12 protein-coding genes are annotated in these 8,736 nt (G+C 39.6%); 8 read left to right on the top strand and 4 right to left on the bottom strand.

The window, feature by feature from the left end:
• The coding region (locus tag A4S05_RS37915; protein WP_141699943.1) for an SDR family NAD(P)-dependent oxidoreductase at positions 1-215 on the bottom strand (215 nt) is incomplete at its 3' end.
• Between the two features lie 418 nt (positions 216-633).
• Here A4S05_RS37915 and A4S05_RS37920 point away from each other — a divergent pair.
• Positions 634-837 (top strand): ribbon-helix-helix domain-containing protein, encoded by a 204-nt coding sequence (locus tag A4S05_RS37920; protein ID WP_069074876.1) that lies wholly within the window; start codon positions 634-636, stop codon positions 835-837.
• On the opposite strand, the gene dinB is transcribed toward A4S05_RS37920, so the two are convergent.
• Positions 808-1,929: a DNA polymerase IV gene (dinB, locus tag A4S05_RS37925; protein ID WP_256091406.1), complete on the bottom strand. Its 1,122-nt coding sequence runs from the start codon at positions 1,927-1,929 to the stop codon at positions 808-810. The genes A4S05_RS37920 and dinB overlap by 30 nt on opposite strands.
• 457 nt (positions 1,930-2,386) lie before the next feature.
• On the opposite strand from dinB, the gene A4S05_RS37930 reads away from it, so the two are divergent.
• The 5 genes from A4S05_RS37930 (at position 2,387) to A4S05_RS42475 (ending at position 4,746) form a co-directional block, all read left to right on the top strand.
• Complete coding sequence (locus A4S05_RS37930) at positions 2,387-2,989, top strand: CDP-alcohol phosphatidyltransferase family protein (RefSeq protein ID WP_069074878.1); 603 nt, start codon at positions 2,387-2,389, stop codon at positions 2,987-2,989.
• A gap of 4 nt (positions 2,990-2,993) precedes the next feature.
• On the top strand, positions 2,994-3,650 hold the full coding sequence (locus A4S05_RS37935; protein ID WP_069074879.1) for a TVP38/TMEM64 family protein: 657 nt from the start codon (positions 2,994-2,996) through the stop codon (positions 3,648-3,650).
• Positions 3,651-3,810: 160 nt separating this feature from the next.
• A complete protein-coding gene (locus A4S05_RS37940; RefSeq protein ID WP_069074886.1) occupies positions 3,811-4,221 on the top strand; it encodes a hypothetical protein in 411 nt (136 codons plus the stop codon).
• Positions 4,218-4,628 (top strand): hypothetical protein, encoded by a 411-nt coding sequence (locus A4S05_RS37945; RefSeq protein WP_069074880.1) that lies wholly within the window; start codon positions 4,218-4,220, stop codon positions 4,626-4,628. The genes A4S05_RS37940 and A4S05_RS37945 overlap by 4 nt, the downstream gene beginning before the upstream one ends.
• On the top strand, positions 4,609-4,746 hold the full coding sequence (locus tag A4S05_RS42475) for a hypothetical protein (protein WP_176727234.1): 138 nt from the start codon (positions 4,609-4,611) through the stop codon (positions 4,744-4,746). The genes A4S05_RS37945 and A4S05_RS42475 overlap by 20 nt, the downstream gene beginning before the upstream one ends.
• A gap of 359 nt (positions 4,747-5,105) precedes the next feature.
• On the opposite strand, the gene A4S05_RS37955 is transcribed toward A4S05_RS42475, so the two are convergent.
• A complete protein-coding gene (locus A4S05_RS37955; protein WP_069074882.1) occupies positions 5,106-5,558 on the bottom strand; it encodes an acyl-CoA thioesterase in 453 nt (150 codons plus the stop codon).
• A 76-nt stretch (positions 5,559-5,634) separates the two neighbouring features.
• Between A4S05_RS37955 and A4S05_RS37960 the strand changes: the two genes are divergently transcribed.
• A complete protein-coding gene (locus A4S05_RS37960) occupies positions 5,635-6,246 on the top strand; it encodes a TetR/AcrR family transcriptional regulator (protein ID WP_069074883.1) in 612 nt (203 codons plus the stop codon).
• A 1,167-nt stretch (positions 6,247-7,413) separates the two neighbouring features.
• A complete protein-coding gene (locus tag A4S05_RS37965; RefSeq protein WP_069074884.1) occupies positions 7,414-8,103 on the top strand; it encodes a CPBP family intramembrane glutamic endopeptidase in 690 nt (229 codons plus the stop codon).
• A 238-nt stretch (positions 8,104-8,341) separates the two neighbouring features.
• Here A4S05_RS37965 and A4S05_RS37970 read toward each other — a convergent pair.
• The coding region (locus A4S05_RS37970) for a glycosyltransferase (protein ID WP_370684519.1) at positions 8,342-8,736 on the bottom strand (395 nt) is incomplete at its 5' end.

Raw genomic sequence — 8,736 nt, forward strand, 5'->3', positions numbered from 1 at the left:
AACTGCTGGCAAGCAACGGCATGAGTTACGTCTGTAGGTACTGCAATCACCTTCTGTGTATGATTTGTACAAGCAGTCAGTGTCTGTTCTAATTCTTCTTGATTACGAGCTGCTAAGACTAAATTTGCATCTTGTTGGGCTAACGAGATTGCCAGCTTTCGCCCAATTCCTGCTGATGCACCTGTGAGAACAATGGTTTTATTAGCAAAGCTCATAATCAATCTTTCCAGTCAAAAAATTGCCGATTGTAGAGCTTTATATTACCAGTCAATTTGCTTTTTTCTTTACAGCTAGGCGAAGATTTAGGGGGTTGGTCGGAATTGGTGATTTTGGGTATTCTATCTCTTTTACAGCAGGAATTCTATTGGGGGCGGTTGTTGCGATCATAGACAGAATTAATTATAAATACTTAGTAATATTTACAAAACATCCAAGCTCATTTCAAATTTCCTAAAGTTCATAAAAATAATTTATCAGTGAAGTTTTGGGCTACAAGTAAATACTCTGGGGAGGGATATGCTAAAAATGATTTTACGGCAAGTATGCTGTGGTTAACATCTATATATTTGTTAAGTATTGCACTTGGCATTTAAAGTCTAGATAATTCATTAAATTTAATTATTAGGGCAAGTCATGAACAAAAAATGGGCTATCAAACGAATTACAATAAATCTCGCATCAGTTGAAAGCGAAAAACTTGAAAAATATTGTGCAAGTACAGGTAGACCTGCAACTGATGTGATTCGGGAGTTGATTCGCTCTTTGACAATAACCGAGTTGTCAGCGTCTGAACAGACTACACCTACCCTAAAATATGATGTTCCCATTCTGAAATAATGGCAGTTGAATAACTTGGGTTTGTTTGGCGTTATCAAGGTTAGACAAGGAAATGCCCAGCAACCTAATACTGCGGTTTTCCAGATCAATCGACTCAAACAATGCTTTGGCTATCTCAAAAATCGTAGATAGTTCACTCATGGGAGCAAGCATTGTCTTACTGCGGGTTATCTGATGATAGTCAGAAAACTTGACTTTTAGAGTTAATGTGCGACCTCGTGTTTCGTGCTGCTCTAACCGTTGCTCGACGATTTGGGCAATCTGTTCAAGTTCCTGCAACATCTGACCTACATCGCTTAAATCCTGTGCAAACGAGGTTTCTGCACCAACTGACTTGCGAACTCGATTTGCTTCAACTAGGCGATCATCTTCTGCTCTGGCAATCTTATAGTAATAATTACCTGCTTTACCAAAGTGGTGTGTTAGGTCAGTCAGCGATCGCTCCTTTAAGTCTGCGCCAGTGTGAATGCCGAGTGAATGCATTTTAGCCGCCGTAACTTCTCCAATGCCGTGGAACTTTTCAATCGGCAGCTGTTCTACAAAGGCGATCGCATCCTCCGGTAAAATCACTGTCAACCCATTCGGCTTGTTCTGCCCTGATGCCATTTTTGCTAGGGACTTGTTAATTGACACGCCTGCGGTTGCCGTCAACTGAGTTTCCTGGAAAATCGCAGTTTTGATGTGTCTTGCGATAGTGGAAGCGTAGGGGATGTTTTGCCTATTCTCAGTAACGTCAAGGTATGCTTCATCTAGCGCAACCCCTTCCACTAAATCACTGTAGCGTTTGAAGATGGCGTGGATTGAAGTGGAAATCTCTCGATAGACATCGAATCTTGGTCTGACAAATATCAGTCCGGGGCATTTTGCAATTGCTGTTACTGACGGCATCGCAGAATAAATTCCAAACTTACGGGCTTCATAACTGGCTGCTGCAACTACGCCTCGTTGATTGGGACTGCCACCGACTACTAACGGTTTACCTCGGTAGCTAGGGTTGTCCCTCTGTTCCACCGATGCGTAGAAGGCATCCATGTCTACGTGAACTATTTTCCTGGTTCTAGCGACAGATTCTTGTCCCAAGGGTAGCTCCACTACAAACAGTCTCGTTTTTCACGCACTATGCCACGAGCAAATTAAATCCTAAATTAGAAATCCTATAGTACACTAGCACTAGTTTGAGCCAAATGTTGCAGATATGCAAATTATTTAAAGCTTGCTTGAACTTTCTACTATCAGCCCCGATTGGTTTTTCTGTTAATGAGTAAGCGTGACAATGTGGCTCAAATTTGGTGTAGCTCCAGATGGACAATTAGTCTGTGTTGAAGATATTGGTAGTGGTAAGACTGAGCTTTTATGCCCTTACTGTTTGGTGACTCATTAGCACAAAAGAGATGACCACACAAGTAATTGACACAATATCCTTTGACATTCCCCAAACACTCACCCAGGTGGAAAGTGCTGCTATGAATATTGTTATATTTGTAGCGAATTTGCCAATATCATTATAGTGTTTATACTAGTTTAATTAACGCTAGGAAAGTGGGGAACGATGATAAAACTATCACATCTTCCGATTACTTTAGTGGGAATGCGCTTCGTTCTAGCTCCTTTACTAGTTCTCGATGCTTTAGACCATAGAACCAGTTTTTGGTTCATCATCGGTTATGTTATTGCCGTACTTTCAGACGTTTTTGATGGGATCATTGCCCGTCGCTTAAAGGTTAGTACAGCCCTACTTCGTCAAGCAGATAGCTGGGCTGATATTTGTTTGTATTTGTGTGTGGCGATCAGTATTTGGTTGGTATATCCCCAAGTAATCATCAATTTTCGAGTACCTTTATTATCCGCGATTACTATCCAACTAATATTATTCACAATTAGTTTAATTAAGTTTCAGAAATTCCCTAGTTTCCATACCTACACTGCTAAAGCATGGGGATTAGCTCTACTTACGGCGACAGTCGGGTTATTTGGTTTTGGTTACGCGAACATTCTTTGGTTTGCAATCGCGCTTTGTTGGCTCAATAGTTTAGAAGAAATTGCCATGACGTTGTTGTTACCAACTTGGCAATGTGATATTTTGAGTATCTTTCATGCAGTGGAATTACGTAAAACATTGATGCGCTCACCAACCAGTCAGGACGGAGTGTAGCTCCGTGGGATTAAAACACTTACTCCGCAAAAATTTCCAGATATTACTACTGCTGGGTGCAATCTTACTCTTTTTCACAACTCCCTTACGTAATTTACTCAATCAAGAGATTCTCTCAGTCTGGTTGCAAAGATTAGGTATTTGGGCTGTTCCCTTATTTATCTCCACCTACGTATTGGTCACAGTTTTAGGTTTGCCGATAACAATTCATACATTAACTGGAGGCGTAGCTTTTGGTTTGGGATGGGGAAGCCTTTGGTCTACATTAGCCGCAACATTGGGAGCAGTCGGAGCATTTTGTCTGACTCGATACCTATTTCGAGATTGGGCAACAGCAAAATTCGCTCAAAATAAACTGCTGGAAAAATGGTATAAAGCACTCGAACGCAATCCCTTTTCTTTAGTTCTATCTCTACGCTTTGCTCCGATTGCTCCGTTTAATATTATTAACTTTTTATTGGCACTAACCACAATCAACCTAAAGATTTATACCCTTGCAACCTTCATTGGAGTAATTCCAGGCACGATTGCTTATACCTGGTTGGGTGCTTCTGGAAAAACCGCTTTACAAGGAAGCGATGCCTCCTCGTTTATACTCGCGTCGGTTTTTTTGGTGTTTTTATCGGTGTCACCATTGTTATTTAAACCCTGGTGGAAGTAGTAGCGCTACGTTTGAGTTGAGCTATCAAAAATAATCTAATCTTGCGGTAATATGTGCGTTTTAGCCCCAAAACCTCTTATTTTCTCAATAAGCGCATAAAACTGTGAGAAAATTGACCTCGTAATTCATGCCAAATTTTGAATTTATCAAAGTCAATTTTATGAAAAAGAACTATGTTCTCCTGACTTTAGCCTTATTGATTTGCACTGCTGCGCCTCAAAAAGCTCTAGCAGATGAGGTTTGGAAAACGGAAGAATATAAAGTGGTTTATCAAGAAGATCGTAATAAAACTGCCGTGTGGCGGTATGGTCGCGATGGAGTAATCTTCATTGATGGTTTAGCAGGAGTGTTTAATGACCGAGGTTCATACAATGGCTACTGGGTACAAAAGTCTTCATCAGTACGTTGCGATACCTATAGAGAAGGGGCAGATGGTAAACCTACCTATCATTGGGGCAGATTTAAAGTCACTTTCATTGATTCAAAATTCCCCTCCCGTTGGAAAGCTGATATTAGCCTTTGCGATCGCGATCCTGTAATGACTTTAAACGGTACACCTGTTACACAATGAATATCGACCGATTGCAAGAACTTAAGCAGAAATTGGCAAATGACGCAGACTTGTCCGATATCTGGCTATTTTACATGGATCATTTTGCGGATTGGCCGGAATTCACCGACTTGGGCGAACCTGCCGATAATGAATATCTAGATGCTGTCCTCCAAAAAACTTGTCAGCAGATGTTTGACAGGGCAATAAAGATTAGTGACTGTTTGCTAATCTACATCGCTCCGTATCATTTTTTTCATGGAGCTTTCCAAGTTGAAGGACGTATTGGGGGTGTGATTTATTTCGAGGATATCAAAATTGGGTTAATTGCAGTGTCGGCAGATTATCCTCCTACTGATACGGTTAAGTATTCACGTTTTACTGAGGTGATTCAACTGTCTGCTCCTAATGGCAACGATTACAATTGAGAGAAGCACAACTTATAGATTAGATTGCGATCGCTCCCAAGACTCAAGTGCGCTCAAGGCTGTCATGAAATACCGGAGACTAATACAATGGCGGCGATCGCCTTTTAACAAATACTAGGGATTGCCCCAGCTTCAAAACTTGATGTCATCGCAGGTTAATTTAGAGAACCAACAGGGATTTACGTTTTTTAGTGCCATTCGTCTCAGAGCGAATGAGCCATTCAACCTAACATTAACCACCAGTTTGAATAAGACAGTCTCAATAAGGCAAGCAGCATAAACTCTGACACCAGCGACTTCGATCACTAGCGATAATTTGCTTTCCCCGCATTCAATCGTAAAGCAAATATAGATTAGTGCTGCAACCACAAGCCCAACTGCTAGGAGAAGTGATTCTTCGTTTGACCAAATTCGGGCGAGAGCAATAAACGAAATCGGACTTACTAACCCAAACAATATCTCAAAAATATCATCGTTTTATGGCGCACTAATCAGTAAGTTAGTACCTTGAGCATCCACCGATGAATGCACATAGGGCAAAAATAAAGACCGTTCTTCTGAACCTAACCGCCTTGGACGCAGCGTTTGTTTATCTACAAATAATCCTTTCTGCCATCCCTGTGCTGCTAGTATTCTCTGTTGGTTATAAAAACAAAACTGCATAATTGCAGATACATTCTTCAGTTGTGATATCCACATTTCTACCTGCACACATTCGCCTAAATATAGTGGTGTCTTATAAACGATATTCGTTTCAACTAGTACTGGCGCAAATCCTTGCTGAACAATTTCTTGGATTGGCATTCCAATAGCTTCAAGCAGCTTTGTCCGTCCAATCTCCATCCACTGAATATAGACGCTGTTGTTTACGTGTCCAATGAAATCGATGTCAAAGGGATAAACCTGTAACTCGAAGGTAATTTTTGGCATTTTTAATCTTTTTTGTCACCGACTAGTGACAAAGTATCATAGTCACTAGCCGGTGACAAGTAAATGAGAACGATTCATGGCACGAGACAAAGAAGAAACGAAGGCACGTATTTTGGCAGCAGTTGCTAAACTCTTGGCACAATCAGGCTTTCAACAACTAGGAATCAATGCGATCGCCCGTGAAGCTGGAGTTGATAAAGTATTGATTTATCGATATTTTGAGGATCTTCCCTCGCTGTTAAAAACTTTTGGCAAAGAAGGTAACTACTGGATTACAACTCAAGAGCTAATTGCAGATCAAACAGTAGTTGATGCTGAATCTTTAGCTGATTGCATGGTTTTGTTACTGTCGCACTTCCTGTATGACTTGCAAAAACGACCTATTACTCAAGAAATTATGCGTTGGGAATTACTCCAAGCCAATGAATTAACCCATGAGTTGGCTAGTGTGCGCGATCAAGTGGCAATTGAGAGTTTGGGATTTCTCAAGCAGAAGTATTCTTTTCCTCCAGATCAAGATATTCCTGCCATCAGTGCAGTTTTGATTGCTGGAATTGTTTATCTGGTTATGCGTACCAAAGTCAGCGATACATTCTTAGGAATTGATTTCAGTTCACCGTCCGGATGGCAACGTATTGAAAGGGCGATTGCATCTATACTTACAGCGATTGTTGAAAAAGATGGATAAGGCACGAACTCGTAATCAAATGCAAGCGCCGTCGATAAAAGCCCTATTCGCAAGCGTCTTCCTCTGGGAAAAGGGCTTTCATTGCCACAATACTTGTCTCTTGCTACTAATGCTGACCTTGGATCACATATACGCACTCATTACCGTTCATCCCGCAACCACTCCAACCACATCCGCAACGCTGCCTCCGGCGTGTAATAAATCTTTTGTTCCCCGAATATCCCACCCGTGCGGCTGATGATACGGAATTTCCAGATTGAACTGATGTGGAAAAAATATCAGTCTCCTGCCTTCTTCAATTAGACCAAGTTTTTAATTCTCTTTGCCCTGCATTCTTGCCAATTATTTGTTCTGAGGTGATTGTTCGGGTAAATGCGTCATTCCTCACACTTACCATCCAAATGTGAGATCACACACGACATTTTTCCTGGTACGGTGGTAAAAACAATCATTACCTTGGGCACTATGCCTTATTTCATTAAACTAATTCTTGATTGAGCGAATGCTTAAATATTAATCTTGGTTATTGTTAAGACTAATTTAGATACAATAGCCCTGTGCCAAAACAGCGAGTGTCACATAAGCAAGCAGGTAATCAGATTGATTTTTAAGAGACATATCCTTTTAAGAAGTATCCACTTCCAAGAGTGTCAACCTAACCAATTACCTTATTTAAATAGTTACAATACAATGTTTCTAAAGATTTATATCCCTAGCTTTAATCCCTTAAAGAAAATGTTTTTATGCATATTTACCATAATAATTATTAGTAGATTGTGCGGCACAATTTGTTTTGCACTACTGCTTTACATCACAAGATAGTTAAGTTTGCCTAAAGCCAAAAACTACTTGCCAAATTTACTGGATGTTTCGCAGCAGTCTCTAGCTCCATACTAAGATTTATTGGGGTAGCTGTAATGTTGATTAGTTCTGGTACAAAATAGCCATGTTCATTAAGGTAGGTGTGGAATGTTTATTGTTAGTCTTCATTTAGCATAATTAGGTAATTTGCATGGATATTATTTTTTGCAAAACCTACAGTAAAATTCCAATAATCAATAAACATAGCAAATGCCATAATTCAATTTTTAGACTGATTTTATAGTTCATTTGTGGGCTGTTTTAAATACTATTTTTTATAATTTTCTGATAGGTTAAAATTTTAATATGCTCCAAATAACCTTAGACAAAAAGGCATTACTAGCACTGATGCTGCTCGTGCCAGCTCCAAGTATTGGTGTTGCAACCCAATTGTACTTCCTACCCGGATTAGAAGGATACTTAGTAGCTTTACTATCAAAAGTATGGCTTCTATTATTTCCAGTTATTTGGTTGTATTTTGTCGATAAAAGTGCTATAAAAATTCAATATCCTAAAAGACCCGACTTGCTAGCTGGAGTTGGATTAGGATTAATAATGTTATTTCTTATCTTAACTGTTTATTGGCTATTGGGTTGGCGGTGGATTGATACTGAATATGTTCGAGAACGAGCAAGGCTAGTTGGATTCAGTAGTTTTAATATTTATTTACTAGGTGCAGGGTATTGGATATTTATTAACTCTTTGCTTGAGGAATTTGTCTGGCGTTGGTTTGTTTACCGTCAGTGTGAAATTTTAGTATCAAGTCGTTTAGCTGTAATACTGTCTGCACTGTTTTTTACGATTCACCATATTATTGGTTTAGCAGCTTACTTCGACTGGCGTGCAACAGCATTATGCTCCTGCGGCGTGTTTATTGCAGGTATTATATGGTCATGGTGCTACCTAAATTATCGTTCAATTTGGATTGGATACATTAGCCATATTTTTGCAGACATAGCAATTTTCCTCATTGGTTGGCAGCTTATATTTGTGTAATCAAGATAAACTAAACCACAACTATTTTTCGGAATAATTAGCATTGCAAAAATTAATATTTAAGATACATTTTCTAATGTAGATACTTAACATTAAGTTTATTAAGTAATATGAGAAGAGCTTTTTATCTTCTACTATTTTTATTTTTTATTTATTAATATACTAAAAGTATTTTAGTAATTATCTTGATTAATACTGATTAAATTGCATTGATGCATTATTGAATTGTTGTATTAACTTACTCAATCAAACCCAAATGCCGATGAAATGCTTCAACAGCATTCGCCACACCATCTTCATCTCTAATCTTCTGGCCTAACTCCTGGGCTTTACACCGCATCACCTCATCGCCCAGTACGATTTCAATCGCTGCTGCTAAAGTTTTATCTGACACTTTCTTATACGGTATCGGCGCAGGGCTGACTCCCAACCGAGTTAGCTTTTCACCCCAAACTGGCTGATCTGCAAAAAAAGGTACGGTAACTGATGGTGTCCCCGCACGTAACACTGCCGCCGTTGTACTAGCTCCTCCGTGATGTACTACTGCTGGCACTTGAGGAAATAACCAATCATGCGGAACTTCCTTGATCACAAACACTCGTAGCGAATCTTTTAGAGGATGTTTTAAAAGTC

This window comes from Nostoc sp. KVJ20, from assembly GCF_001712795.1.
Lineage (GTDB): Bacteria > Cyanobacteriota > Cyanobacteriia > Cyanobacteriales > Nostocaceae > Nostoc.